This is a genomic window from Pantoea agglomerans (assembly GCF_020149765.1).
GTDB lineage: Bacteria > Pseudomonadota > Gammaproteobacteria > Enterobacterales > Enterobacteriaceae > Pantoea > Pantoea alvi.
On sequence record NZ_CP083809.1, the window covers coordinates 1,412,583 to 1,437,162 of the forward strand.

Sequence of the window (24,580 nt, forward strand, 5' to 3'; positions counted from 1 at the left end):
GCGCCCTGACGCGGCAGCTTAGACAGGAGCACACATGGCTATTTTGGTAACGGGCGGGGCGGGATATATCGGCTCGCATACGGTGCTGGCGTTATTGCAGCGCGGCGACGACGTTGTGGTACTGGATAACCTGTGCAACGCCTCGCGCGAGGCGATTAATCGCGTTGAGAAGCTGGCAGGTAAAAAAGCGACCTTTGTCGAAGGCGATATCCGCGACCGCGCCTGCCTGCGCGATCTCTTCGCCAGCAGCGACATCGAAGCGGTGATTCACTTCGCTGCGCTGAAAGCGGTAGGGGAGTCGACCCGCATGCCGCTGGAGTATTACGAGAACAACGTTGCCGGCACCGTAGTGCTGCTGGAAGAGATGCGCGCCGCTGGCGTCTATAACTTTATCTTCAGCTCTTCCGCCACCGTTTACGGCGCTGACGCCCCGGTTCCCTATGTGGAAACCACGCCGATTGGCGGCACCACCAGCCCTTACGGCACCTCCAAGCTGATGATTGAGCTGGTGATGCGCGACTTCGCCTTCGCCGAACCGAAATTCAAAGCCATCGCGCTGCGCTACTTCAATCCGGTAGGCGCTCACGAGTCTGGCGAGATTGGCGAAGACCCGACCGGCATTCCCAACAACCTGCTGCCCTATATCGCGCAGGTGGCAATCGGTCGTCTGCCGCAGCTCGGCGTGTTCGGCGGCGATTACCCGACGCCGGATGGGACCTGTCAGCGCGACTACATTCACGTCGTCGACCTGGCGGAAGGGCATCTGAAAGCGCTCGATCACTTACCCAGGGTGGAAGGCTATAAGGCCTACAACCTCGGCGCGGGTAAAGGCTACTCGGTGCTGGAGATGATCAAGGCGTTTGAAGCGGCGTCCGGCAAGCAGATTCCTTATGAGATCAAACCGCGTCGCGACGGCGACCTGGCGGCCTTCTGGGCCGATGCGAGCCTGGCGGATAAAGAGCTGGACTGGCGCGTGACGCGCGGGATCGAAGAGATGATGCGCGATACGTGGAAGTGGCAGAGCAAGAACCCGAACGGATTTAAATAACTGATTATTTAATCAAAAGCCTGTCTACGGACAGGCTTTTTTACTTTATAACTAATCTAAATTTGCTGGCTTTGAAGTCTTAGCAGGAAATGCTAATATCAAACGTTTACTATATTTTGTTGCAGCAATCATAAGGCACTGACTGGCAGTTTTAGCCTTTAACATTGTTACAAAAGGACCCGACAACGTGGCTTAGTCTGTAGTTTACTGGTAGCTGTTGAGCCAGGGGCGGTAGCATATTTATTGCGCAAGGCCGAACGTAAATCAATCAATTTGAAAGTTGAATACAGAGCGTAAAGTATGAAGTTTAGTTTAGGTTATCTCATTGATTTAGTATCAGTTATCACTGAGAAAGAGCTCAAAGTTCGATACAAAAGTAGCTTTCTGGGATATTTGTGGTCGATAGCAAACCCATTGCTTTTTGCCATGATCTACTATTTTATTTTCAAACTTATCATGCGGGTACAAATACCTAATTACACCATTTTCATCATTACAGGATTATTTCCGTGGCAATGGTTTGCGAGTACGACATCGAACTCGTTATTTTCATTTATTGCTAACGCCCAGATAATCAAGAAGACAGTATTTCCTCGCTCTGTTATCCCCTTCAGCAATGTTATGATGGAATGTCTGCACTTTTTATGTACTATCCCGGTGATAATTGTTTTTCTGTTTATTTATGACATGACGCCTCACTGGAACTGGATATATGGCATTCCTCTAATCGGCCTGGCGCAACTCCTATTTTCATATGGCATTGCCCTTTTTCTCTCAACGCTAAATCTTTTTTTTCGCGACCTGGAGCGTTTTATTACTTTAGGTATCATGTTGCTCTTTTATTGTACTCCGATTCTCTATGCAGGAGATATGATCCCTCAAAATTATCAGTGGTTGATTAACTATAATCCCCTTGCTGATATGATTTTGAGCTGGCGAGAGCTATTTATGAATGGTCACGTCGATTATGAAAAAATCTTATCTTTATATGGAATGAGTGTGGTCACCCTCATCATTGGTTCATGGGTATTCAATAAATTAAAATTCCGATTTGCTGAGATCTTATAATGGAAGTCGCAATAGAATTTAAAGGGGTGACTAAACGTTACCCTTTATATCACCATATTGGTTCTGGTATTAAAGAGCTCATTTTTAATCCAAAGCGTGCTTTGACATTGCTATCTGGCAGAAGTTATTTAGCTATAGAAGATATAAGTTTCACCGTAAATAAAGGTGAATCTGTTGCACTCATTGGGCGAAATGGCGCGGGTAAAAGTACTTCACTAGGCTTGGTTGCAGGAGTAATTAAGCCTAGCGCAGGCTCAGTAACAACTACAGGAAGAGTCGCCTCAATGCTGGAGCTAGGCGGTGGCTTTCATCCAGAACTGACCGGGCGTGAAAACATTCGGCTCAATGCTACTTTACTTGGTTTACGGCGAAAGCAGCTGAATGAACGGCTGGAAAAGATCATTGAGTTTTCTGAGCTAGGTGAGTTTATCGATGAACCTATCAGAGTGTACTCAAGTGGAATGCTTGCAAAGCTAGGTTTTTCAGTAATTACACAAGTCGATCCGGATATTCTTATTATTGATGAAGTGTTAGCTGTGGGTGATTATGCATTTCAAAAGAAATGTATTGATACCATTGATAAATTCAAAGCTAAAGGGGTGACAATATTATTTGTCAGCCATAATTTAAGTGATATTGAGAAAATTTGCGATCGTGTTATCTGGATTGAAAACCACCGATTAAAAGCGAGTGGCAATGCCGAAAATATATTAAAAGAATATCGTTCTTCAATGTAGGGAAACATCTAATGAATATCAACAAAGAAAAAGTAAAGCTTTATACAAGCCATCATAAGCCAAGCGCTTTCTTATCATCTCCTGTCATCAAACCTATCCATGTAGGCAAAGCTAACAGCTATAATGAAATTTGCTGCGATGGGGATGACACTGGAGACAATATTTCATTCAAAAACCCCTTTTATTGTGAGCTGACTGCACAATATTGGGTCTGGAAAAACGATATTTCATCCGAGTATGTCGGCTTTATGCACTACAGACGTCACCTGAATTTTTCTGAGCATCAGGATTATGTTGAAGATGCATGGGGTGTCGTTAATGAAGATATTATTTCTCCTGAATATGAAGAGAAGTTTGGTTTAAATGAAGAAGCTATCGTTAAGGCTATTGGTGATAATGATATTCTTTTGCCCAGGAAGTGGAGCGTAAGGCAAGCTGGCAGTAAAAATAATTATGAGCATTATAAGATATCCCCTCATCTACATATTGAAGATTATCAGGCAGCAATTGATAGTCTTTTATATCTTTATCCTGAGTATGCTTCAGCTGTTAAAACCTTTAACAGCGCACATGATGGTTATTACACTAACATGTTCGTTATGCGTTCAGAGCTTTTTTGTGAATACTCTGAATGGCTTTTCAATATATTTGATGATCTCGAAAAAAACTTTGCATTACGTAACTATAATGCACAGGAGAAAAGGGTCATTGGACATATTTCAGAAAGGCTTTTTAACATCTTCATCATTCATAAAGAAAAACATTCGCCCTTAAAGAAAAAAGAGCTTCAGCGAACCTTTGTTAAAACAGAAACTTTTAATGGCAAGCTTAAGCCTGCATTTCCTGAAAAAAATGTGCCGGTGGTAATTTGCTTTGATGACAATTATTCTCTTAGCGGTGGAGCATTAATCAACTCTATCGTTAAGAATAGCCACGCAGATGATAATTATGATATCGTCGTGCTTGAAAATGGAGTCTCAGTAAGAAACAAGACTCGTTTATGCTCCCTGTTAAAAGCTAAAGAAAATTTTTCCATTCGTTTCTTCGATGTAAATGCTTTTAGTGAAATGAAGAGCGTTTATACGCGAGCGCACTTTAGTGCCGCGACCTATGCACGATTATTTATTCCCTCTCTTTTCTCTGATTTTGAAAAAGTTCTATTTATCGATGCTGATACAATCGTTGAAAGCGATGTGGCAGAGCTTGTTCATATTCAACTTGGCAATAACTTGATTGCGGCTGTTAGAGATATTGTGATGGAAGGATTCGTCAAGTTTGGTGCTATAGCCCATATTGATGAGCCTAAAGACATTGCTGCAAAAGAATATCTCGAAACTGTCCTGGAGATGAAAGAGACTCAACAATACTTCCAGGCAGGGCTAATTCTTTTTAATATTGCTCAAATGCAAAAAGAGAATACTTATGGGAAATTAATGCAGGCAATGAAGGCCAGAAACTACTGGTTCCTCGATCAGGATATCATGAATAAGGTATTCAATGACCGCGTTCATTATCTACCAGGCGAGTGGAACGTTTATCATGGTAATGGCAATACCGATGATTTTTTCCCAAACCTGAAATTTGAAACTTATATGGGTTTTTTGAAGTCACGTAAAAATCCAAAAATGATTCATTTTGCAGGCGAAAATAAACCGTGGGATACACCACATGTAGATTTCTTTGATAACTTTATGTCGTATGTTAATAATACGCCATGGCAAAAAGAAGTTTATGATCGGCTTAACAGAACGTTTGTGTCAGCCGCACCTCAAATAGAACATAAAATACTTTTGCAGACTAAAATCAAAAGAAAATTAATGCCCTATTTGAATAAATATGCACCTGTTGGAAGTAAGCGCAGGCAGTTAATTGCTCGTAATTATTACAGAGTTCGTCGCGTAATTTTAGGTTAAACTATGAAAAAGAATATTTTGATTGTCGGTGCAGGTTTTTCAGGTGCAGTTATTGGTCGCGAGCTAGCTGAAGATGGACATAATATCCATATTATCGACTCGCGAAATCACATAGCCGGTAACTGTTATAGCGAAAGAGACGCTAATACTAATGTGATGGTGCATACCTATGGCCCACATATTTTCCATACTGATAATGAAGAAGTATGGGATTATATAAATGCTCACGGTGTCATGATGCCATATGTTAATAGGGTGAAAGCGACCGTAAATGGAAGCGTTTATTCTTTGCCTATTAACTTGCATACCATAAATCAATTCTTCAATAAAACCTGTAATCCTTCGCAAGCTAAAGAGTTGATTGATTCTAAGGGCGATAAAGGTATTACCGACCCTAAAACGTTTGAGGATCAAGCATTACGATTTGTGGGCAAGGAATTGTATGAGGCATTTTTTAAAGGTTACACTATAAAACAATGGGGTATTGAACCGAAAGAATTGCCTGCTTCTATTCTGAAAAGATTACCTGTGCGATTTAATTATGATGACAATTATTTCAATCATAAGTTCCAGGGGATGCCTAGAGATGGGTATACGGTAATCGTAGAGTCTATTTTAAACCATGAAAACATCCATGTTGAATTAAATACACACTTTGATAAAAATGACAAAGATAAATATGATCATGTTTTTTATAGTGGTCCTTTAGATGGATATTTTGACTTCACATTAGGTCGTTTAGGCTACAGGACTTTAGACTTTCAACGGTTTGAGGCGGAAGGTGATTTTCAGGGTTGTGCAGTAATGAATTACGGTGACGTGAATGTTCCTTATACACGAATAACAGAGCACAAGTACTTCGCGCCTTGGGAAAATCATGAAAATACCGTTTGTTATAAAGAGTTTAGTCGTGCATCAACGGAGAAAGATATTCCTTACTATCCGATTCGTCAAATGGGCGAAATGCAATTGTTAAATCAATATCTGGATGCGGCGGAAAAAGAAACCAACCTTACTTTTATAGGGCGGCTTGGCACTTATCGTTATCTTGATATGGATGTTACGATAAAAGAAGCTTTAGATGTCGTTAAGACATACCGTAATTGTATTCAGAATGAACTGCAAATGCCGGTCTTTGTGGTTAACCCTAGATGAAAATCGCCGCTTTAATCGTCACTTACAATCGTCTCGACAAACTAAAAAAATGTTGGGCTGCAATTGAGCCGCTTTCATTTCACGAAATAATAATTGTGAATAATGCATCAACTGATGCTACGGGAGAGTGGCTTAATGAGCTACAAGATTCACGTCTTAGAGTTATTTCAAATGACGTTAATGAAGGCGGGGCAGGTGGCTTTTATAAAGGCTCTGAATGGTTAGCGAAAAACAGCACCCCTGACTGGGTGCTTTTCTTTGATGATGATGCCTACCCTGAGCCAGATATACTTAAAAAATTTATGACGAGTCATAATGACAACGCACAGGTAGTTGTTACTAACGTTGTTGATATGAAAGGTTCACGATGTAAAATGAATATTCCCTGGCTCAAAATTCCGAATAGCCTGGGGGATATTATTAGCTATTATAATGAACCTTCTCGTTACGAAGCCCGTCCTTCCCAGGTTTCAGAAGTTGTTACTTTTTCCTTTGTTGGTGTGTTCATTAACTTCAATGTTTTAAAAAGACATTACCATAAAATAAACAAAGACTTGTTTATTTATTTTGACGATGTATATTTTTCGTGGGAACTTCATCTCAATGATTGTAAAATTATTTTCAATCCAGAATTAAATTTTTATCACGATATTCTTGAGTCTAACTCAGCAATGCTGCCATGGAAGGTTTATTATTTGTCGCGAAATTTGATTTTATCGAGATTCCTTTTTAAGAAAAATAGACCTTTTAGCTTGATTTCTATAATACTAAGATTAGTGAAATGCTATTTTATGGTTGTAAAGTCAGATAACAAACTTAGTTATGTGAAATATCTGACGAAAGGGATCTTTGACGGAATTAGTTTCAGGTTAAAGGAATCAAAGAATGGCAGGGTTTAATGAAAAAGCTTTGTTTTTATATCAACTCTGATTGGTATTTTAATCTGCACTGGAAAGAGCGAGCATTGGCTGCAAAAGAAAGCGGATATGAGGTTCATGTAGTATGCAAATTTGAAGACGTAATGATTATGAGCGAATTTACATCTTTAGGTATTAAAGCCCATAATTCAAAAATGTCTGAGCAATCACTTAATCCGCTTGTTATCGTAAAAGATTTAATTAATTCCTTTAGGATCATCCGCGCTATTAATCCCGACATTTTGCACTGTATTACAATCAAGCCTTGTATTATTGGTGGGTTGTATGCAAAATTTTTTAAGAAGAAACTTGTGATGAGTTTCGTTGGGTTGGGGAGAGTTTTCTCTTCGCCTTCTAAAAAATATAAAATTATAAAAAGATTGGTTTCGGGTTTTTATCGATGGCTTAGCACCAAACCTGATATTTTTATGATTTTTGAACATGAAAGTGATCGGGCGGACTTAATATCAATTACAGGGATTAGGCCTGAAAAAACCATAGTTATAGATGGTGCAGGAATTAATACGGACGAATTTAAATATTTGCCAGATCCTGCCAATAACACTCCAGTTGTTCTTTTTGCAAGCAGGCTAATTTGGAGTAAAGGGTTGGCTGATTTAGTGAAAGCTAAAAACTTGCTCCAAAATAAGGGCGTTGATTTCGAATTACTTGTCGCAGGGATAACTGTCAAAAATGATCCTGATGCCATCCCTCACAGTGTAATTGAGCAATGGTCCAATTCTAAAGCTATATATTGGTTAGGTCAGCGAGATGATATCAAAGATCTAATAGGAAGATGTAATATTGTTGCACTGCCTTCTGTTTATGCAGAGGGGGTTCCCCGTATTCTTATTGAAGCTGCAGCCGTAGGCCGTCCTTCTATAGCTTACAATACTGGAGGATGTAGCAGTATAGTAATAAACAACTTGACTGGATTTATTGCAAATAAGGATATAATTGACCTTGCGGATAAATTAGAGTGTTTAATAAAAAATAAGGAATTAAGAGAGAGTCTTGGGCATAATGCGCATTTAAGAGTTAAATCACATTTTTGTTCAAAATATGTGGTAGAGAAAACACTTGGAATTTATCGGCATCTGGTTGAATAAGTGGAGAAATTAATGCCTAATAAAATAGTAGTAGAAGTCCCAGTCTCCTGGACGAAAAACCCAGTAGATGGATATAAACATAAATCTTTTATTACAAATCTTATTTTGGCCTTAACAGAAAGAAAGATTCCATTGTATTTTAGGGAAGTGCCATTTGGCGCAGATGAAGCACCTCGACAACCAGAAAAAGGAACTTTAGTTTTTTCTTATCATTCCTGGGGAGCAGAGAAAAATATCATAAGGATGAAAGAAGCAGCCGTGACTCCATTGTTTTCAATGGATTCTTCTGGCTATTCTGGATGGTCAGATATTTCTATCAATTTCGAGCGCTATGAGAAAGAGATTGCAAAAATAGATGAAGGGACTGTTGATCTGGTTCTTGAAGAATGGAAGCAGCGGTTTATAGAAAAAAACAATTCCAAATATCCTCAGTCAGATGAATTAGTTCCAGAAATTGCCACGGATTTTGTCTTCTATCCAATGCAAGTGCAGAACGATCCCGTATCTATTCACAGTCCCTACGACGGCTTAAAGTTACTTCATGACGCGGCAGAATTAGCAAGGGAAAATCAGGTCTATTTGCTTGTAAAGCGGCATCCATTTTGTCAGTCTTTTGCCATAGAAGAGACTATTACGCTTTTGACGGAAAGCAATCCGTGGGTAATTCGCACTAATAGTAATATTCATGATCTTGTAAGGAAATCAAGATCTGTAATAACGGTTAATTCAGGCGTTGGCATTGAAGCATTAATAGATGGTGCAAGTGTATTTTGTTCTGGAAGATGTGAGTGGCAGCGATGCTGTAATATCATTTCAGATAAAAACGACCTAAGAAAAGCGTTTTCGTCACAACCTGAAAAAATGAATCTTTTACAAAAGAAAACGCTTACTTATATCCTTACAAAGTATTGGATAAATCCCGAGTCGCCATCTGATTTCGAGAACGCTATTGATAAGGCTTTGGAAAATTTTGATCCTGAATTTGGTGTTGTTGATGCGCATATCAACCCATCTGATGTTTTAATGCCTATAATTCTTGATCTTCAAGGCCGTCTTGAGTATGAGCAGCGTAAAGCAAAGCAATCAACGTTAGATGCTTATGCTGCAATAGATCTTTATGAGGATCTGAAAAAGGAAAAAGCGGCCTTAGCTTCTGAGCTTCAGCGATATATAGAGCGTGTTCGCGCTTGTGAGGAAGAATTAGAGCAACTTCGTAGCAATATATAAAATTATAGAATGCTCTGGTCTCGTTCACATATTAATTATATGGGTTTTGTCAGTTAGTGCTTGATTTTAATATGCTGATATATGTTACCTGTATCCTACTGTAAGATACTAAAGCTCATTTCATTTTGAATGATTATTAGCCTCAAACTCAGACAGGAGTAAATAATGTCCAAGCAACAGATCGGCGTTGTAGGTATGGCAGTGATGGGTCGTAACCTGGCTCTCAACATTGAAAGCCGCGGTTACACCGTCTCTATCTTCAACCGCTCTCGCGAAAAAACCGATGAAGTCATCGCTGAGAACGAAGGAAAAAAACTGGCGCCTTACTACACCATTGAAGAGTTTGTGGAGTCCCTTGAGAAACCGCGCCGTATTCTGCTGATGGTGCAGGCGGGCGAAGCAACTGACAAAACCATTGCCTCCCTGACTCCGCACCTCGACAAAGGCGATATCCTGATCGATGGCGGTAACACCTTCTATAAAGACACTATCCGTCGTAACAAAGAGCTGTCTGAGCAGGGCTTTAACTTCATCGGCACCGGCGTTTCCGGCGGTGAAGAGGGCGCGCTTAAGGGCCCGTCTATCATGCCTGGCGGCCAGAAAGAAGCTTACGAGCTGGTTGCGCCGATCCTGGATAAAATCGCCGCGCGCGCTGAAGATGGCGAAGCCTGTGTCACCTATATCGGTCCAGACGGTGCGGGTCACTACGTCAAAATGGTGCACAACGGTATCGAATATGGCGATATGCAGCTGATTGCTGAAGCCTATGCCCTGCTGAAAGGCGCGCTGGGTCTGAGCAATGAAGAGCTGGCGAAAACCTTTACCGAGTGGAACAACGGCGAGCTGAGCAGCTATCTGATCGACATCACCAAGGATATCTTCACCAAGAAAGATGAAGAGGGTAACTACCTGGTTGATGTGATTCTGGATGAAGCGGCTAACAAAGGCACCGGTAAGTGGACCAGCCAGAGCTCGCTCGATCTCGGCGAACCGCTGTCGCTGATTACCGAGTCTGTTTTCGCGCGTTACCTCTCCTCGCTGAAAACCCAGCGCGTTGCCGCGTCCAAAGTGCTGAGCGGCCCGCAGGCGCAGGCCTTCACCGGTGACAAAGCTGAATTTGTTGAGAAAGTGCGTCGCGCGCTCTATCTGGGCAAAATTGTCTCTTACGCTCAGGGCTTCTCTCAGCTGCGTGCGGCTTCCGAGCAGTACAACTGGGATCTGCACTACGGCGAAATCGCTAAAATCTTCCGCGCTGGCTGCATCATTCGCGCGCAGTTCCTGCAGAAGATTACCGATGCCTATGCAGAAAACGCCAACATCGCTAACCTGCTGCTGGCGCCTTACTTCAAAAATATTGCCGATGAATACCAGCAGGCGCTGCGTGACGTCGTGGCCTACGCCGTGCAGAACGGTATCCCGACGCCGACCTTCTCTGCCGCTATCGCTTACTACGACAGCTACCGTTCAGAAGTGCTGCCTGCCAACCTGATTCAGGCGCAGCGCGACTACTTTGGTGCGCATACTTACAAGCGCATCGATAAAGAAGGTGTGTTCCACACCGAGTGGCTGGACTAACATTAAAAAGGCTTCCGTCAGGAAGCCTTTTTTTATCCCACCAGCAAATCCCCGCTTCTCACCTCATCTTCACCCGCCAGCCTCACCACCAGCATCCCCGCCGTCGCAAACTTCGCCCAGTGCCGCGCATAGAGCACGCCGCCGAACTCCGCCACCAGCGGCGTCACACTGTCGGTAACCGGATCCACCACCTCCGCCACCACTTCGCCCGGACGAATATGCGCGCCCAGCTTCTTACGGTGCAGAATCAGTCCCGATACCGGTGAGTGAATATATTCGCACGCAGCCAGCGGTGTGGCAGGGTGCTTAAGGGCCGGGGAGACCGCACCTGCGCCTTCGCTGTGGCGCGGCTTAATCACGCCACTCTCTGCCGGCACATCCACCGCTTCCAGCGCGCTGGCCGCCGCGCTGCTCTCGGTCATGCCGGCGATATCCTCGGCATTGGCCGTCACCAGCGCCAGCTCGTCGCCGCCAATCACCGGCGCGGCGACTTCCGCGGATACGAGCGGGTTTTCCGCAGCGATATAGCCGCTCTCACGTAGCGCGCTGATAATCGCATCTGCATCCTGCTCCGCCTGCTCGGGATCGACGTCGCGCACCCCGCGCAGCTCCAGCGTCACCGGCAGCAGGCCGCGCGGCATCGGATACTGGTCGCCAAAGCGTTGCGCCAGCGTCAGCCAGGGTTCGCAGCAGGCTTCGTCGAACGGCTCACCGCCGGAAACCTGCGCCAGCAGCTGCACTTCGCTCCCCAGCCAGCGCGCCAGCGGCTCAATGTCTGGCCAGGCGTGCGGCGTGGTATAGAGGTGAGGCAGCGCCTCCCAGTCGCAGTGCAAATCAATCATCAGATCCGCCTGGCTCGCCATACGCATCAGCGTAAAGCGCTGCGCCTCGAGTTCGGTTTTTGCAATCACATCGCGGTAGTGGCGATCGATAGCCTCGCGGACCAGCCGCTTGTTGTCGCCTTCGTTCGGCGTCAGCGATCCCGCCAGCTCCGTGGCCAGCTTCTCGCCCAGCGCCGGAAAGCGGCGGTTGAAGTCCTGGCCCGACTCGCAGTGAAAACGTCCCAGATGGGTGCCGTGCCAGTGCTGGCCCAGCGCCAGCGGATTCGCCACCGGCACCAGCGTAAAGCCAGCGCGCAGCCTGCCAGCGGACTCCAGCGCCATCAGCTTCTGCTTCAGAAACCAGGCGACCGCCATACCGGGGATCTCGTCGCCGTGCAGCGACGCCTGAATATAGACCTGTTTATATTTTTCTTCGCCGAAGTGGAAGCTGACGATTTCGCGCTGAGTGCCCAGCGAGGCGCTAAGAAGGGGATGATGTTGTTGATGCATAGGGCGCCGATTGTCCTTTCATTTAGAAGAGGGCGCAACTGCGCCCAGGAAATGAAGAAAAGTATAGTGCCGAATCAGAGCGGGCGACCACTCGGGTCGCCTCAGACTACTGCTGGATAGAGATATCGGTGGCGAAATAGTGCTTCTGGATCTTATCGAAAGTGCCGTTCTTTTTGATTTCGGCGAAGGCGTTGTCCAGCGCGCTCTTCAGCTCGCTGTCGCCTTTACGCAGGCCGAGGGCCGTGCCGGGGCCGATAATAGGATCCTCGACAACAGGCCCCGCCAGTTCGAAATCTTTGCCCTGCGGATGCTTGAGAAAGCCGATTGCCGCCTGGGCCGCATCGGTGAATACCGCATCGAGCCGCCCGGAAACCAGATCGCTCTCAACCTGCGCCTGATCGCCGTAAGGCACTACGTTGACGCCAAACGGCTGCCATTTGGCGCGCGCGTAGCGCTCCTGCACCGTACCCTGTTCGACACCGACGGTTTTGCCCTTCAGCGACTCGGCGGTCGGCAGCAGGCCGCTGCCTTTGCGCGCAACCAGCTGGGTATGGGTATCATAGAGCGGTACGGTAAAGTCGATCTGCTTCAGACGCTCTTCGGTAATGCCCATATCCGAAAGGATCGCGTCGAACTTGCGCGCCTTCAGCGCCGGGATCATGCCGTCGAACTGGCTTTCCACCCAGACGCATTTCGCCTGCATCTGCTGGCACAGGGCGTTGCCCAGATCGATATCGAAACCGACCAGCTTGCCCTGCGGGGTTTTTGACTCGAAAGGCGGATAGGTCGGATCGACGGCAAAGCGTACCTGTTCGATTTTTGCCTGCGCGCCAAAGGCGCAGCCTGCCAGTACGGCGGTTATCAGCGCGGCGCGCAGACGAGAGAGAGTAGGAGTGGCCATAATGTCTTCTTTTATCGTGATGTTGAATAAAGCAGAGTACCTGCCTGTTTTCACGATGACAATTACTGGATTATTTTCACTACGTTAGCATTGCAGAGGCGGCGATAATCTTCCGTGTTGAGCACCACCGACCTGTCGAGTCGTCCGGCGTTAAAGGCGATCTCGCTAAAGCGCTCGAACAGCAGCGGATCGACCACCAGCCTGAGATCGGGATGAAAAGAAAAGGGCGGAATGGCGCCGAACACGCAGCCGGTCAGCATATCAACCTCTGCCGGACTGGCGAGCGAGGCGCGTAGGCCGCCGACCGCTTCCGCTACCCGGGCTAAATCCGCCTGCTGGTCGGCAGGCAGCACCGCCAGCACATGCTGTTTAACGCCGTTGCCTTTTACGTGGCAGACAAGGGCTTTCGCGCCCTGGCCGATGGCGGTGCCGCGGATCGCCGCCACCGCTTCGCATTTGCCGATCGCCTCATGGCTCATCAGCTGATAGCGCGCCTGATGCTGTTCCAGCAGGGCGATCAGTTTTTCATGGGTGGTCATAGCCAGATCCTGACGCTAAAGAACAGAGGCTGCTCAATATCATTCCGGTATTGAGCAGCATGGCGCGCTGCTATTTATGCCGCGCGCGCAGGTTGTTGATAATGGCGCTGAGATCCAGCTCCTGATCCTGCAGCAGCACCATCAGGTGATAGAGCAGGTCAGAGGCCTCATTGGTCAGCTCGTGGCGATCCTTTACCGTAGCCGCCAGCGCGGTCTCGACGCCTTCTTCACCGACTTTCTGCGCGATGCGCTTGGTACCGCTGGCATAGAGCTGCGCGGTATAGGAGCTGGCCGGATCGGCGCTTTTGCGCGACGCCAGCAGCTGTTCCAGCTGATAAAGAAAGGTCCAGTCCGGTACGGCAGGTGAGAAGCAGCTTGAGGTGCCGCGATGGCAGGTGGGGCCGATGGGATCGGCCAGCACCAGCAGCGTATCGTTGTCGCAGTCCGGCGTGATGCTGACGACCTGAAGAAAATGGCCAGAGGTCTCACCTTTGGTCCAGAGACGCTGTTTGGTGCGCGAAAAAAAAGTGACGTTGCCGTCGCTCAGGGTTTTTGCCAGCGCGTCCTGATTCATATAGCCGTGCATCAGCACTTCGCCGGAGACGTTGTGCTGCACGATAACGGGCATCATGCCCTCAGTTTTAACCCAGTCGAGGCGGGCCAGTTGCTCTTCAGTTAACACGCGCGAATCTCCACTCCGTTCTCTTTCAGAAAGCTTTTCAGCTCGCCGATATTGATAATTTGCTTATGGAACACCGAGGCGGCCAGCGCGCCGTCGACGTTCGCCTGTTCAAAGGCGTCGAGGAAGTGCTGCATGGTGCCCGCGCCGCCCGAGGCGATCAGCGGCACCTTACAGAGGTCGCGCACTTTTTGCAGCTGCACCAGATCGTAGCCGTTGCGCACGCCATCCTGGTTCATCATGTTCAGCACGATCTCTCCTGCGCCGCGCTGCTGTACTTCCTGCACCCACTGCTCAGTTTCCCACTGGGTCACGCGGGTGCGCGCTTCGTCGCCGGTATACTGGTTAACATGATATTTGCCGCTCGCCTCGTCGAACCAGGTATCGATGCCCACTACGATGCACTGCACGCCGAATCGGTCGGCGAGGCGGGTGATCAGCGTGGGATCGGCCAGCGCGGGCGAGTTGATGGAGATTTTGTCGGCGCCGAACTCCAGAATGCGCGCCGCATCCTCTTCACTCTTAATGCCGCCCGCCACGCAGAAGGGAATATCGATCACTTCCGCGACGCGCGACACCCAGCTTTTATCGACCACGCGGCCGTCGCTGGAGGCGGTGATATCGTAGAACACCAGCTCGTCCGCGCCTTCCTGGGCGTAGCGCTGCGCCAGCGGCACGATGTCGCCGATGATCTCGTGATTGCGGAACTGGACGCCTTTGACGACCTGGCCGTCGCGCACGTCAAGACAGGGGATTATGCGTTTTGCCAGCATGCGATAGCCTCCGAAACCGTGAATTTGCCTTCAAGCAGAGCGCGTCCGACGATCACGCCCTTAACGCCGCTGCCGCGCAGCGCCGCGATATCCTCAATGCCGCCAATGCCGCCGGAGGACTGAAACGCAATATCGGGATAGCGCGCGGTCACTTCCTGATAGAGCGCGACGTTAGAGCCGCTCAGCGTGCCGTCGCGTGAAATATCGGTGCAGAGCACATGCTTCAGGCCGACCGGCTCAAACCAGGCGACAACCTCTTCCAGCGTCACGCCGGCCGCTTCCTGCCAGCCGCTGATGGCGACCTCTTTGCGGTTTGCCGCGTCGATGCGCACGTCCAGCGCCAGCACTATCGCCTCGGCGCCGAACTCACTGAACCACTTCTTCACCTCTTCCGGCTGTTTAACCGCCGTGGAGCCGACCACCACGCGGCTGGCACCGGCGTCCAGCAGCGCCTTCACGTCGTCGCGCGTGCGGATGCCGCCGCCGACCTGCACCGTTGCGTCGACGCCGTTCAGCAACGTTTTCAGCAGTGGGATCTGGCGCTGCGCCGGATCTTTCGCGCCGGTAAGGTCGACGAGGTGCAGCACCGTCGCGCCCTGGCGGGCGTAATCCTGCAGGCGCGGCAGCGGATCGCTGCCGTAGTCGCGCTGCTGGCCGTAGTCGCCCTGATGCAGGCGCACCACCTTGCCATCAATCAAATCTAACGCGGGGATAATCATCACATCTCCAGGAAGTTTTTCAGCAGCTGCGCGCCCGCTTTGCCGGAACGCTCGGGGTGGAACTGCACGCCGAAGAAGTTATCTTTCTGCACCGCCGCGGTGAACGGCTGGCCGTAATCGCACTGGGCGATGGTGCTGGCGTTGACCGGCATGGCGTAGCTGTGCACGAAATAGAAGTAGCTCTCTTCGTCAATGCCGCGAAACAGGTGGTTGCCCGCCTGGGCGGTGATCTGGTTCCAGCCCATATGCGGCAGCGGCAGGCCGCGCGTGTCCATCAGGCCACATTCGGCGTCGATAATACCGAGGGTGCTGATGCCGCCGTTCTCCTCGCTGCTGCTGCCGAGCAGCTGCATGCCGAGGCAGATGCCGAGCACCGGCTGGGTGCAGGCTTTGATCAGGTCGACCAGGTCGCGCTCTTCCATCTGGTTCATCGCCGCCCGCGCGGTACCAACGCCCGGCAGAAACAGCTTGTCGGCGCGCAGCACCACGTCAGGATCGCGGCTGACGTCGGGCGTGTAGCCAAGGCGCTCTACTGCCCACTTCACCGAGGAGAGGTTGGCGCAGCCGGTATCAAGGATCACCACGTTCATTTACAGCACTCCTTTCGAGCTGGGCAGGGTGTTGCCCTCAACGCGGATCGCCTGGCGCAGCGTGCGGCCGAAGGCTTTAAACAGGCTTTCCACGCGGTGGTGATCGTTCTTGCCTTTGGTTTTCAGGTGCAGGGTGCTCATCATGGCGTAGGAGAGCGAGCGGAAGAAGTGCTCCACCATCTCGGTGCTCATATCGCCGACGCGCTGATAGCTGAACTCTGCCTTAAACTCGAGGTGCGGACGGCCGGAAATATCGAGCGCGCAGCGCGCCAGGCACTCATCCATCGGCAGCACAAAGCCGAAACGGCCGATGCCGCGCTTGTCGCCCAGCGCCTTCAGCAGCGCTTCGCCGAGCGCCAGCCCGGTGTCTTCGATGGTGTGGTGGTCGTCGATATAGAGATCGCCTTTCACCTCGATGCTCATACGGAAACCGCCGTGAACGGCGATCTGGTCCAGCATATGATCGAAGAAGCCGACGCCGGTGTTGATTTTGCTGCCGCCTTCGCGGTCCAGCCACACCTCGGCCTGAATCTGCGTCTCTTTGGTGTTGCGGTTAACCAGCGCATGGCGATCGCGTCTGGTGAGGCGCGCCTGAATGGCGTTCCACTCCTCGCCTTCGCGCCCGAAGCGGATACCCTGGATGCCCATATTCTGCGCCAGCTGGATATCGGTCAGCCGGTCGCCGATCACATAGCTGTTGGCCACGTCGATGGCGCCTTCCGCCAGCCAGGCCTCGACCATTTTGGTTTTCGGCTTGCGGCAGTCGCAGTTATCTTCCGGCTTGTGCGGGCAGATCAGCACGTCGTCGAAATGGATCCCCTGCGAGCTGAACACCTGCATCATCAGGTTATGCGGGCCGTCGAAATCGGCCTGCGGGAAGCTGCTGGTGCCCAGCCCGTCCTGGTTGGTGATCATCACCAGCCGATAGCCAGCGCTCTGCAGAGCCAGCAGCGCCGGGATGACGTTGGCTTCAAACGCCAGCTTCTCCATGCGATCCACCTGAAAATCTTCAGGCGGCTCGGCGATAAGGGTGCCGTCGCGATCGATAAAAAGGGTCTTCTGACTCATGCTCTCTCCACAGATAAAGCCTGTAACGCGGCGATCAGGCGCTCGCACTCTTGACGCGTGCCGATTGAGATGCGCAGGCATCCCGCCAGGCCCGGATTTTTGTTCTGGTCGCGCAGAATAATGCCCTGATCCCACAGGGATTTAAACACCGCAGGGGAATCGGTAAAGCGCGCCAGGATATAGTTGGTCTCGCTCGGGAAGACCTGCTGCACAAGGCTCAGCTGCGGCAGCTGTTCCAGCAGCCAGGCGCGGCTGGCGTTCAGCTCGGCGACGTGCTGGCGCATCAGCGCGATGCCCTGATCGCTCAGCGCCTGACCGGCGACGTCGGCGACCGGCGTTGCCAGCGGATAGGGGGCGATCACTTTCATCAGCAAATTGATGACCTGCGGGCTGGCCAGCGTAAAGCCGCAGCGCAGGCCGGCAAGCGCAAAGGCCTTCGACAGCGTGCGCAGGATCACCAGGTGCGGATACGTTTTCAGCCAGCCGCTCAGCGTCGCCTGCGGACAGAATTCAATATAGGCCTCATCGGCCACCACCAGCGCTTTTCCGGCGGTCATCTCCAGCAGCGCACGGATATCCTCTGGATCGATCAGGTTGCCGGTCGGGTTGTTAGGGCTGCACATATAGACCACTTTTACGCCGTCGAGCTGTTCGGCGATGGCGGGCAGGTTCAGCTGCCAGTTCTCCAGCGCGGGCACGGTGCGGTACTCAATGCCGATGGTCTCGGCGCTGACGCTGTACATGCCGTAGGTCGGCGGGCAGAAGAGGATCGCGTCTTTGCCCGGCTCGCAGAAGGCGCGCATCACCAGCTCAATGCCCTCATCGGCGCCGCGGCTGACCAGCACCTGCTCCGGCTGTAGTCCCGCGTAGGCGGCGTAGCGCTCGATAACGATCTTTGGCTGACACTCCGGGTAGCGGTTCAGCGTCTGCTGCGACAGCTCAAAGGGGACCGGCAGCGGAAATTCGTTGGCGTTGAGCCAGACGTCGCCGTTGCCGCCCAGGCGGCGCGCGGACTGGTAAGGGGTCAGGGCGCGCACGTTGTCGCGCGCCAGCTCTTCAATATTCTGGCTCATGCCTGCTCCTCTTTCAGCGCAGCGACGCGCAGCGTAACGGCGTTTTTGTGGGCTTCCAGCTGCTCGGCGGCAGCCAGGGTTTCAATGGTTGCGGCCAGGTTGAGGAAGCCCTGCGGCGTCAGCTCCTGCACCGTCATGCGCTTCTGAAAATCGGCCAGGCCAAGGCTGGAGCAGGTGGCGGTATAGCCGTAGGTCGGCAGCACATGGTTGGTGCCGGAGGCGTAATCGCCCGCCGACTCCGGCGACCAGTCGCCGAGAAACACCGAACCGGCGCTGGTGATGGCGTCGACCAGATCGCGCGGCTGGCGCGTCTGAATAATCAGGTGTTCCGGGCCGTACTGGTTGGAGATCGCCACGCACTCCTCCAGGTCGCGCGCCACGATCAAGCGGCTGCTCGCCAGCGCCTGACGCGCGGTGGCGGCGCGCGGCAGCGCCTGCAGCTGCGCCTCTACCGCTTCGGCCACCTGCTGCGCCAGCGTCAGCGACGGCGTCAGCAGGATCACCTGCGAATCGGGGCCGTGTTCCGCCTGCGACAGCAGATCGGAGGCGACAAAGGCGGGCGTCGCCCCTTCGTCGGCGATCACCAGCACTTCCGACGGACCGGCAGGCATATCGATGGCCGCGCCGTCGAGACGCTGGCTCACCTGGCGCTTCGCCTCGGTAACGTACGCGTTGCCCGGCCCGAAAATCTTGTCGACTTTCGGCACGCTCTCGGTGCCGAAGGCGAGGGCGGCGATCGCCTGCGCGCCGCCGACCTGAAACACCTCTTCAACGCCGCAGAGCTGCGCCGCATAGAGGATCTCGTCGGCGATGGGCGGCGGCGAGCAGAGCGCCACGCGGCCGCAGCCGGCGATACGCGCCGGGGTCGCCAGCATCAGCACGGTAGAGAAGAGCGGGGCGGAGCCGCCGGGAATATAGAGGCCGACCGACCGCACCGGCCGGGTGATCTGCTGGCAGCGCACCCCTGGCTGGGTCTCTACATCCACCGTCGCCAGCTGCTGCGCGTTGTGGAAGGTTTCGATATTGGCGACGGCAACGGCCATCGCCTGCTTCAGCTCGTCGCTGAGTCGCGCGCCGGCGGCGGCGATCTCGGCGGGCGTCACGCGCAGCGCCTCTACCTGCGCCTTGTCGAAGCGCGCGCTGAACTCACGCAGCGCCGCGTCGCCGCTGCTCTTTACCTGATCCAGCACCGCGCGCACCGTGGCGCTGATGGTGTCGGAAGCGGCGATAGCCGGACGCTGCAGCAGTGCCTGGCGCTGCTCCTCGCTGCACTGCTGCCATTCGACGGGGGTCATAAAGGACATGGCTTACTCCATCATCTTTTCAATTGGCAGCACCAGAATCGAGCTGGCACCCAGCGCTTTCAGTTTTTCCATGGTTTCCCAGAACAGGGTTTCGCTGCTGACCATATGCATCGCCACGCGGCTCTGGTCGCCCGCCAGCGGCAGCACGGTTGGACGCTCGGCGCCGGGCAGCAGCTCGATCACCTCTTCCAGCCGATCGCTCGGCGCGTGCATCATGATGTATTTCGATTCGCGCGCTTTAATGACGCCCTGAATACGCGTCATCAGTTTGTCGATCAGCTCCTGCTTCTCCGGTGCCATCTCGCCGTCGCGCTGGATCAGCACCGCTTTTGAACGGTAGATCACCTCGACTTCACGCAGGCCGTTGGCTTCCAGCGTGGCGCCGGTCGATACCAGGTCGCAAATCGCGTCGGCCAGTCCGGCGCGCGGCGCGACTTCCACCGAACCGTTCAGCATACAGGGTTTGAAGTTAAGGCCTTTTTTATCGAGATACTGCTTCAGCAGGTGAGGATAGGAGGTGGCGATGCGGGCGTTATTGAGACACTGCGGGCCGCTATACTCTTCATCTACCGGCATCGCCAGCGACAGGCGGCAGCCGCCGAAGTCCAGGCGACGCAGGGTAAAGTAGCGCGGATCTTCGCCCTGCGCGCGGCGCGTCAGCAGCTCCTCTTCCAGCACGTTTTCGCCGATAATGCCGAGATCCACCACGCCGTCCATGACCAGACCGGGAATATCGTCATCGCGCACGCGCAGAATATCGATCGGCATATTCTCCGCGAAGGCGATCAGACGCTGCTGCTGCAGGTTAATTTTAATGCCGCAGCGCGCCAGCAGCTCGCGTGAATCATCGCTTAAACGGCCAGATTTCTGCATAGCTATGCGAATTCGCTTGTTATCTAACATCATTCCCGTCCTCTGTTTCATTCCTGTCTGAAAAGGTATCGCTTCAGCCCATAAAAAAACCCCCGGAAGACGATCTTCCGGGGGTTCTCTTTGCGTTCGCACCACTGGAAGATCTGAATGTCTCCCAGCACACATCGCCTGAAAGACTAGTCAGGATGATGGTGATGATGATGGTTGAACTGAACGCGTGTCATAGTTAATTCCGTTGCTGAATGGATATTCATTTGCGTGCTGATTAACCTAGCGAAGATAACGGCGATGCGCAACCCTTTTTTAACCTTTGCGGTTCGGCGGCGCGGCGCACTAAGATGGACGACAGTGAATCAGGCGCAGGAGTCTATATGAAGAAGGTCGCAATTATCGGTCTGGGATGGCTGGGCATGCCGCTGGGTCTGGCGCTAACGGCGCGCGGCTGGCAGGTCACCGGCAGTAAAACCACGCTGGACGGCGTCGAGGCGGCGCGCCGCTGCGGCATCGACGCGGTGCAACTGCGGCTGACGCCGGAAATCGAGTGCGACGCCGAGGATCTCGATCTGCTGCTGGCGGTGGACGCGCTGGTGGTGACCCTGCCCGCCAGCCGGACGGCGGAAGGCGGCGAAAGCTATATGCAGGCGGTGCAGAACGTGGTGGACAGCGCGCTGGCGAAGCAGGTGCCGCGCATTATCTTTACCAGCTCTACCTCGGTATACGGCAGCGGCAACGGGGTGATGAAAGAGAGCAGTGCGCTGCAGCCGGAAACGGTGGCGGGAAAAACCCTGGCCGCGCTGGAGAGCTGGCTGCACGATCTGCCTGGCACCCAGGTGGATATTCTGCGGCTGGCGGGGCTGGTGGGGCCGAGTCGTCATCCCGGCCGCTTCCTGGCGGGAAAAACCGGGCTGGAGAATGGCGCGCACGGCGTCAATCTGGTGCATCTGGATGATGTGGTCAGCGCAATTACGCTGCTGCTGCAGACGCCGAAGGGCGGACGCGTCTATAACCTCTGCGCGCAAAAGCACCCGTCGCGCGCGACCTTTTATCCCGCCGTCTCGCGCCAGCTGGGCCTGACGCCGCCGACCTTTTTGCCATCAGCCTCCGGCGAGACCGGCAAGCTGATCGACGGCTCGCGCATCTGCAGCGAGCTGGGGTTTGAGTACAGCTACGACGATCCGGCGAAGATGCCGCTGGAGTAGTCGTGGTCCTCAGACGCCGAGCCGGTCGCGCAGCGCATACCAGGCGGCGCCCATCGCGGTCAGCGGCACCTTAAAGCGCCGTCCGCCGGGGAAGGGCAGGTGCGGCAGCTTCGCAAAGGCGTCGAAGCGCTCCGCATCCCCGCGCAGCGCTTCGCAAATCAGCTTGCCGGCGAGGTGCGTGCAGGTGACGCCGTGGCCGCTGTCGCCCTGCATAAAGTAGACGTTATTCTCCAGTCGGCCAAACTGCGGCAGGCGCGAGAGCGTCAGCAGAAAGTTGCCGCTCCAGCGGTAGCTGAAGGTGAGGTCGCGCAGCTGCGGGAAGGTGCGCAGCAGCTTGGGACGGATCAGCGCCTCGATGTCGCCGGGATCGCGCGCGCCGTAGACCACGCCGCCGCCGTAGAGCAGGCGGTTATCCGCCGTCAGGCGAAAATAGTCGAGCAGATAGTTACAGTCTTCGACGCAGTGATTATTGGGCAGCAGCGCCAGCGCGCGATCGCGGCTCAGCGGCTCGCTGGCGAGGATCTGCGACCCGCACGCCATGCTGTTGCGCGCCAGGCGCGGCTCCAGCTGCGAGGGCAGATAGGCGTTGCCGGCGAAAATCACAAAGGTGGCGCTCACCTCGCCATGTTCAGTTTTCACCCTGTTCGGCGCGCCGTAGGTCAGCGCCGTTGCGGCGGATCGTTCATAGATGCGCCCGCCGTGGCGTCGAATCGCCTCAGCTTCGCCCAGCGCCAGGTTCAGCGGATGCAGATGGCCGCCGCGCCGATCCAGCAGGCCGCCGACGTAGCGTTCGGTGGCGATTTCGCGGCGGATGCCGCGCTCGTCCAGCAGCTCCAGATGGTGATTGCCATACTTTTCCCACAGCCGCTGCTGGCGGCGCAGGTGATTCATCTGGCGCGGGTTGAGCGCGGCGAAAATATTGCCGGGCCGGTAGTCGCAGGCGATGGCGTAGCGGTCGATGCGGTCGCGAATAATCTCCGCCCCCTCAAACATCATGCTGCCGAGCATGCGCGCGCTCTCTTTGCCATAGCGCTGCTCGATCACGTCCACATCGCGGCTGTAGGAGTTGACCACCTGCCCGCCGTTGCGGCCGCTGGCGCCAAAGCCGACGCGCGCCGCCTCCAGCACCACTACGTCATAGCCCGCTTCGGTAAGATAGAGCGCGGCGGAGAGGCCGGTAAAGCCGGCACCGATAATGCAAACGTCGCACTGGATGCTCTCCTGCAGCGTCGGCCAGGGCGCATGGTCGTTGGCGGTCGCCGCGTAGTAGCTTTCAACATGTTTCATCTCAACCTCCTGGCTGCAAGTGCATCAGAAATTGGCGGGCGTATGGGCGCTGACGATACGGCAGGGCTGCGCCGAAAGATTGGTGAAGCTGTGCGGCAGCCCGGTATCGATGACATAACTTTCGCCCGCGTTAAGGTGGTAGCTTTGGCCGTTGACCACCAGCGTGATCTCACCTTCCAGCAGCGTTCCGGTCTCTTCGCCCGGATGGCGCAGCTTTTCGCCGGTGCTGGCGCCGGGCTGATAGGTCTCCAGCAGCATGCCGAGCGAGCGTTTCGCCTGCCCGTTGTCGACCAGCTTCAGCGACACGCCCTGGCTGCCGATCTCCACCAGATCGGCTGGCCTGACGATGACCTTCGGCGCGTCATGCGCTTTGGGTTCGGAGAAGAACTCCGACAGCGACAGCCCATAGACCTTTAACAGCTTTTGCAGCGTGCTGACCGCTGGACTGACCTTGTCCTGTTCGATGGTGCTGATTGCGCTGTGGGTTAAGCCTGACAGTTCAGCGGCGCGGCGCTGAGACAATCCCAACTCTTGCCGGATTTGCGATAAGCGTCGTCCCGGCGCCAGAGCGGCATCGTTCATGGTGATTTTTCCTTGTGATAGTGCTGTGCGGCGTGGATAAACCCCGCGAAAAGGGCGCGCGAGGCGTCGTGATGTTCCGGCTGCCATTCGGGATGCCACTGCACCGCGAGGGCGAAGGGATGGTGGCGCAGGCTGACCGCTTCGATCAGGCCGTCTGGCGCGCGCGCCTCGATGCGCAGCTGCGGGCCCGTTTCGCGGATACCCTGATGATGCAGCGAATTGACCGCCAGGGCTGCGTCGCTGCCCAGCAGAGAGGCCAGCAGCCCGTCCGCCTCGGGAAAGATGTCGTGGGCCAGCGCGTACTGTTCGCTCAGCGGCAGCGTCGCCTCGGCATGATGCGGCAGCCCGGTTTTTCGCTGGTCGAGATCGCGCCACAGCGCGCCGCCGTTGGCCACCACCAGCTCCTGCATGCCGCGGCAGATGCCCAGCAGCGGCATGCGGCGGCTGGTGGCCCAGGTAATAATGGCGAAGGCGAGCCGGTCGCGGCCGGGATCGGCGAGCGGCTCGCTGCCCGCTTCGCCGTAGTGCCAGGGTTCGATATTGCTGATGCTGCCGGTCAGCAGCACGCCGTCGAGCGTCGCCAGCGCCTGCTCCAGCAGGTGAGGCGTCGCGCAGAGCTGCTGGGGCAGGGCAAGCGGCACGCCGCCCGCCTGCGCTATCGCCGTCAGGTATTTGTTATGCACCGACTGGGTGGGATGGCCGCCGTTGTCGATCTGGCACATCGCTACGCCGATCAAAGGGTTGTTAAAAATAATGCCCATCTCACTCCTCGACTCGCTGTTCAAAAAATTCACCGATCGGGACGGCAGCAGGGAAAACTGTGCAATATTTTTTCAATCTAGCAATGCGCTGATTGTTTCTCAAACAGATTTGTTACATTTGCACACTTTTTCTGTTGGCGCTATGTTAGAGG

The 24,580-nt window shown here is 53.2% G+C and carries 25 protein-coding genes and 1 other annotated feature; of the genes, 10 read left to right on the forward strand and 15 right to left on the reverse strand.

The genetic code is table 11. The annotated features are described in order from the left end of the window. Nucleotides 1-34 precede the first annotated feature (34 nt). The 9 genes from galE to gndA all read left to right on the forward strand — a co-directional run bounded on the left by galE (nucleotide 35) and on the right by gndA (nucleotide 10,749). A complete protein-coding gene (gene galE, locus LB453_RS09295; protein WP_103794048.1) occupies nucleotides 35-1,048 on the forward strand; it encodes a UDP-glucose 4-epimerase GalE in 1,014 nt (337 codons plus the stop codon). A 300-nt stretch (nucleotides 1,049-1,348) separates the two neighbouring features. Beyond that, nucleotides 1,349-2,116 carry an ABC transporter permease gene (locus LB453_RS09300; RefSeq protein WP_103794047.1) on the forward strand — a complete coding sequence of 256 codons (768 nt, stop codon included), beginning with the start codon at nucleotides 1,349-1,351 and terminating at the stop codon, nucleotides 2,114-2,116. Next, nucleotides 2,116-2,853, forward strand: coding sequence for an ABC transporter ATP-binding protein (locus LB453_RS09305; RefSeq protein WP_103794046.1), 738 nt, complete (start codon nucleotides 2,116-2,118; stop codon nucleotides 2,851-2,853). Before LB453_RS09300 ends, LB453_RS09305 begins: the two co-directional genes overlap by 1 nt. Nucleotides 2,854-2,864: 11 nt before the next feature. Next, nucleotides 2,865-4,766 (forward strand): DUF4422 domain-containing protein, encoded by a 1,902-nt coding sequence (locus LB453_RS09310; RefSeq protein ID WP_103794045.1) that lies wholly within the window; start codon nucleotides 2,865-2,867, stop codon nucleotides 4,764-4,766. A 3-nt stretch (nucleotides 4,767-4,769) separates the two neighbouring features. Next, nucleotides 4,770-5,921 carry a UDP-galactopyranose mutase gene (gene glf, locus LB453_RS09315; RefSeq protein ID WP_224481699.1) on the forward strand — a complete coding sequence of 384 codons (1,152 nt, stop codon included), beginning with the start codon at nucleotides 4,770-4,772 and terminating at the stop codon, nucleotides 5,919-5,921. Continuing rightward, nucleotides 5,918-6,820, forward strand: coding sequence for a glycosyltransferase (locus LB453_RS09320; protein ID WP_103796771.1), 903 nt, complete (start codon nucleotides 5,918-5,920; stop codon nucleotides 6,818-6,820). Before glf ends, LB453_RS09320 begins: the two co-directional genes overlap by 4 nt. Then, nucleotides 6,820-7,947: a glycosyltransferase family 4 protein gene (locus LB453_RS09325; RefSeq protein WP_103796772.1), complete on the forward strand. Its 1,128-nt coding sequence runs from the start codon at nucleotides 6,820-6,822 to the stop codon at nucleotides 7,945-7,947. Before LB453_RS09320 ends, LB453_RS09325 begins: the two co-directional genes overlap by 1 nt. A 12-nt stretch (nucleotides 7,948-7,959) precedes the next feature. After that, nucleotides 7,960-9,174, forward strand: a complete 1,215-nt coding sequence (locus LB453_RS09330; RefSeq protein WP_224481700.1) for a hypothetical protein — start codon at nucleotides 7,960-7,962, stop codon at nucleotides 9,172-9,174. 165 nt (nucleotides 9,175-9,339) lie between these two features. Further along, nucleotides 9,340-10,749: an NADP-dependent phosphogluconate dehydrogenase gene (gene gndA / locus LB453_RS09335; RefSeq protein WP_103796774.1), complete on the forward strand. Its 1,410-nt coding sequence runs from the start codon at nucleotides 9,340-9,342 to the stop codon at nucleotides 10,747-10,749. Nucleotides 10,750-10,781: 32 nt separating this feature from the next. Here the strand turns inward: gndA and LB453_RS09340 are convergent, their stop codons facing one another. From LB453_RS09340 to hisL, 12 genes are all read right to left on the reverse strand, one after another. Then, nucleotides 10,782-12,080: a succinylglutamate desuccinylase/aspartoacylase family protein gene (locus tag LB453_RS09340; protein ID WP_103796775.1), complete on the reverse strand. Its 1,299-nt coding sequence runs from the start codon at nucleotides 12,078-12,080 to the stop codon at nucleotides 10,782-10,784. A gap of 106 nt (nucleotides 12,081-12,186) precedes the next feature. Then, entirely contained in the window at nucleotides 12,187-12,981 is a 795-nt protein-coding gene (locus tag LB453_RS09345; protein WP_224481701.1) for an ABC transporter substrate-binding protein, read from the reverse strand. 62 nt (nucleotides 12,982-13,043) lie between these two features. Beyond that, a complete protein-coding gene (locus LB453_RS09350) occupies nucleotides 13,044-13,520 on the reverse strand; it encodes a YbaK/prolyl-tRNA synthetase associated domain-containing protein (RefSeq protein ID WP_103796777.1) in 477 nt (158 codons plus the stop codon). Nucleotides 13,521-13,590: 70 nt separating this feature from the next. Next, the gene (gene hisIE, locus LB453_RS09355; protein ID WP_103796778.1) at nucleotides 13,591-14,202 is read right to left on the reverse strand and encodes a bifunctional phosphoribosyl-AMP cyclohydrolase/phosphoribosyl-ATP diphosphatase HisIE; all 612 of its coding nucleotides are present in this window, start codon (nucleotides 14,200-14,202) and stop codon (nucleotides 13,591-13,593) included. Continuing rightward, a complete protein-coding gene (hisF, locus tag LB453_RS09360) occupies nucleotides 14,196-14,972 on the reverse strand; it encodes an imidazole glycerol phosphate synthase subunit HisF (RefSeq protein ID WP_103796779.1) in 777 nt (258 codons plus the stop codon). The genes hisIE and hisF overlap by 7 nt, the downstream gene beginning before the upstream one ends. Continuing rightward, nucleotides 14,954-15,691, reverse strand: a complete 738-nt coding sequence (hisA, locus tag LB453_RS09365) for a 1-(5-phosphoribosyl)-5-[(5-phosphoribosylamino)methylideneamino]imidazole-4-carboxamide isomerase (RefSeq protein WP_103796780.1) — start codon at nucleotides 15,689-15,691, stop codon at nucleotides 14,954-14,956. The genes hisF and hisA overlap by 19 nt, the downstream gene beginning before the upstream one ends. Further along, nucleotides 15,691-16,281, reverse strand: coding sequence for an imidazole glycerol phosphate synthase subunit HisH (hisH, locus tag LB453_RS09370; protein WP_103796781.1), 591 nt, complete (start codon nucleotides 16,279-16,281; stop codon nucleotides 15,691-15,693). The genes hisA and hisH overlap by 1 nt, the downstream gene beginning before the upstream one ends. Continuing rightward, nucleotides 16,282-17,349, reverse strand: coding sequence for a bifunctional histidinol-phosphatase/imidazoleglycerol-phosphate dehydratase HisB (gene hisB, locus LB453_RS09375; RefSeq protein WP_103796782.1), 1,068 nt, complete (start codon nucleotides 17,347-17,349; stop codon nucleotides 16,282-16,284). After that, the gene (gene hisC / locus LB453_RS09380) at nucleotides 17,346-18,422 is read right to left on the reverse strand and encodes a histidinol-phosphate transaminase (protein ID WP_103796783.1); all 1,077 of its coding nucleotides are present in this window, start codon (nucleotides 18,420-18,422) and stop codon (nucleotides 17,346-17,348) included. Before hisC ends, hisB begins: the two co-directional genes overlap by 4 nt. After that, nucleotides 18,419-19,726, reverse strand: a complete 1,308-nt coding sequence (gene hisD, locus LB453_RS09385; RefSeq protein WP_103796784.1) for a histidinol dehydrogenase — start codon at nucleotides 19,724-19,726, stop codon at nucleotides 18,419-18,421. The genes hisC and hisD overlap by 4 nt, the downstream gene beginning before the upstream one ends. A 3-nt stretch (nucleotides 19,727-19,729) precedes the next feature. Beyond that, a complete protein-coding gene (hisG, locus tag LB453_RS09390; protein WP_103796917.1) occupies nucleotides 19,730-20,629 on the reverse strand; it encodes an ATP phosphoribosyltransferase in 900 nt (299 codons plus the stop codon). Nucleotides 20,630-20,679: 50 nt separating this feature from the next. Continuing rightward, nucleotides 20,680-20,800, reverse strand: a sequence feature (His leader region). Then, nucleotides 20,776-20,823 (reverse strand): his operon leader peptide, encoded by a 48-nt coding sequence (gene hisL, locus LB453_RS09395; RefSeq protein ID WP_100396937.1) that lies wholly within the window; start codon nucleotides 20,821-20,823, stop codon nucleotides 20,776-20,778. Its footprint overlaps the feature before it by 25 nt. 147 nt (nucleotides 20,824-20,970) lie before the next feature. Between hisL and LB453_RS09400 the strand changes: the two genes are divergently transcribed. Next, nucleotides 20,971-21,798, forward strand: coding sequence for an SDR family oxidoreductase (locus LB453_RS09400; RefSeq protein WP_103796785.1), 828 nt, complete (start codon nucleotides 20,971-20,973; stop codon nucleotides 21,796-21,798). 9 nt (nucleotides 21,799-21,807) lie between these two features. Here LB453_RS09400 and LB453_RS09405 read toward each other — a convergent pair whose 3' ends face one another. Genes LB453_RS09405 through puuD form a run of 3 tightly spaced genes read right to left on the reverse strand, consistent with a single transcriptional unit; the run spans nucleotide 21,808 to nucleotide 24,428 of the window. Beyond that, a complete protein-coding gene (locus tag LB453_RS09405) occupies nucleotides 21,808-23,085 on the reverse strand; it encodes an NAD(P)/FAD-dependent oxidoreductase (protein WP_103796786.1) in 1,278 nt (425 codons plus the stop codon). Between the two features lie 24 nt (nucleotides 23,086-23,109). After that, entirely contained in the window at nucleotides 23,110-23,667 is a 558-nt protein-coding gene (gene puuR / locus LB453_RS09410) for an HTH-type transcriptional regulator PuuR (protein ID WP_103796787.1), read from the reverse strand. Continuing rightward, on the reverse strand, nucleotides 23,664-24,428 hold the full coding sequence (gene puuD / locus LB453_RS09415; protein WP_103796788.1) for a gamma-glutamyl-gamma-aminobutyrate hydrolase: 765 nt from the start codon (nucleotides 24,426-24,428) through the stop codon (nucleotides 23,664-23,666). Before puuD ends, puuR begins: the two co-directional genes overlap by 4 nt. Nucleotides 24,429-24,580 lie beyond the last annotated feature (152 nt).

Excerpts from the sequence above, each read along its gene's own strand:
- galE (WP_103794048.1), top strand. The coding sequence starts at position 35 with ATGGCTATTTTGGTAACGGGCGGGGCGGGATATATCGGCTCGCATACG.
- LB453_RS09300 (WP_103794047.1), top strand. The coding sequence starts at position 1,349 with ATGAAGTTTAGTTTAGGTTATCTCATTGATTTAGTATCAGTTATCACT.
- LB453_RS09305 (WP_103794046.1), top strand. The coding sequence starts at position 2,116 with ATGGAAGTCGCAATAGAATTTAAAGGGGTGACTAAACGTTACCCTTTA.
- LB453_RS09310 (WP_103794045.1), top strand. The coding sequence starts at position 2,865 with ATGAATATCAACAAAGAAAAAGTAAAGCTTTATACAAGCCATCATAAG.
- glf (WP_224481699.1), top strand. The coding sequence starts at position 4,770 with ATGAAAAAGAATATTTTGATTGTCGGTGCAGGTTTTTCAGGTGCAGTT.
- LB453_RS09320 (WP_103796771.1), top strand. The coding sequence starts at position 5,918 with ATGAAAATCGCCGCTTTAATCGTCACTTACAATCGTCTCGACAAACTA.
- LB453_RS09325 (WP_103796772.1), top strand. The coding sequence starts at position 6,820 with ATGAAAAAGCTTTGTTTTTATATCAACTCTGATTGGTATTTTAATCTG.
- LB453_RS09330 (WP_224481700.1), top strand. The coding sequence starts at position 7,960 with ATGCCTAATAAAATAGTAGTAGAAGTCCCAGTCTCCTGGACGAAAAAC.
- gndA (WP_103796774.1), top strand. The coding sequence starts at position 9,340 with ATGTCCAAGCAACAGATCGGCGTTGTAGGTATGGCAGTGATGGGTCGT.
- LB453_RS09340 (WP_103796775.1), bottom strand. The coding sequence starts at position 12,080 with ATGCATCAACAACATCATCCCCTTCTTAGCGCCTCGCTGGGCACTCAG.
- LB453_RS09345 (WP_224481701.1), bottom strand. The coding sequence starts at position 12,981 with ATGGCCACTCCTACTCTCTCTCGTCTGCGCGCCGCGCTGATAACCGCC.
- LB453_RS09350 (WP_103796777.1), bottom strand. The coding sequence starts at position 13,520 with ATGACCACCCATGAAAAACTGATCGCCCTGCTGGAACAGCATCAGGCG.
- hisF (WP_103796779.1), bottom strand. The coding sequence starts at position 14,972 with ATGCTGGCAAAACGCATAATCCCCTGTCTTGACGTGCGCGACGGCCAG.
- hisA (WP_103796780.1), bottom strand. The coding sequence starts at position 15,691 with ATGATTATCCCCGCGTTAGATTTGATTGATGGCAAGGTGGTGCGCCTG.
- hisH (WP_103796781.1), bottom strand. The coding sequence starts at position 16,281 with ATGAACGTGGTGATCCTTGATACCGGCTGCGCCAACCTCTCCTCGGTG.
- hisB (WP_103796782.1), bottom strand. The coding sequence starts at position 17,349 with ATGAGTCAGAAGACCCTTTTTATCGATCGCGACGGCACCCTTATCGCC.
- hisC (WP_103796783.1), bottom strand. The coding sequence starts at position 18,422 with ATGAGCCAGAATATTGAAGAGCTGGCGCGCGACAACGTGCGCGCCCTG.
- hisD (WP_103796784.1), bottom strand. The coding sequence starts at position 19,726 with ATGTCCTTTATGACCCCCGTCGAATGGCAGCAGTGCAGCGAGGAGCAG.
- hisG (WP_103796917.1), bottom strand. The coding sequence starts at position 20,629 with ATGTTAGATAACAAGCGAATTCGCATAGCTATGCAGAAATCTGGCCGT.
- LB453_RS09400 (WP_103796785.1), top strand. The coding sequence starts at position 20,971 with ATGAAGAAGGTCGCAATTATCGGTCTGGGATGGCTGGGCATGCCGCTG.
- LB453_RS09405 (WP_103796786.1), bottom strand. The coding sequence starts at position 23,085 with ATGAAACATGTTGAAAGCTACTACGCGGCGACCGCCAACGACCATGCG.
- puuR (WP_103796787.1), bottom strand. The coding sequence starts at position 23,667 with ATGAACGATGCCGCTCTGGCGCCGGGACGACGCTTATCGCAAATCCGG.
- puuD (WP_103796788.1), bottom strand. The coding sequence starts at position 24,428 with ATGGGCATTATTTTTAACAACCCTTTGATCGGCGTAGCGATGTGCCAG.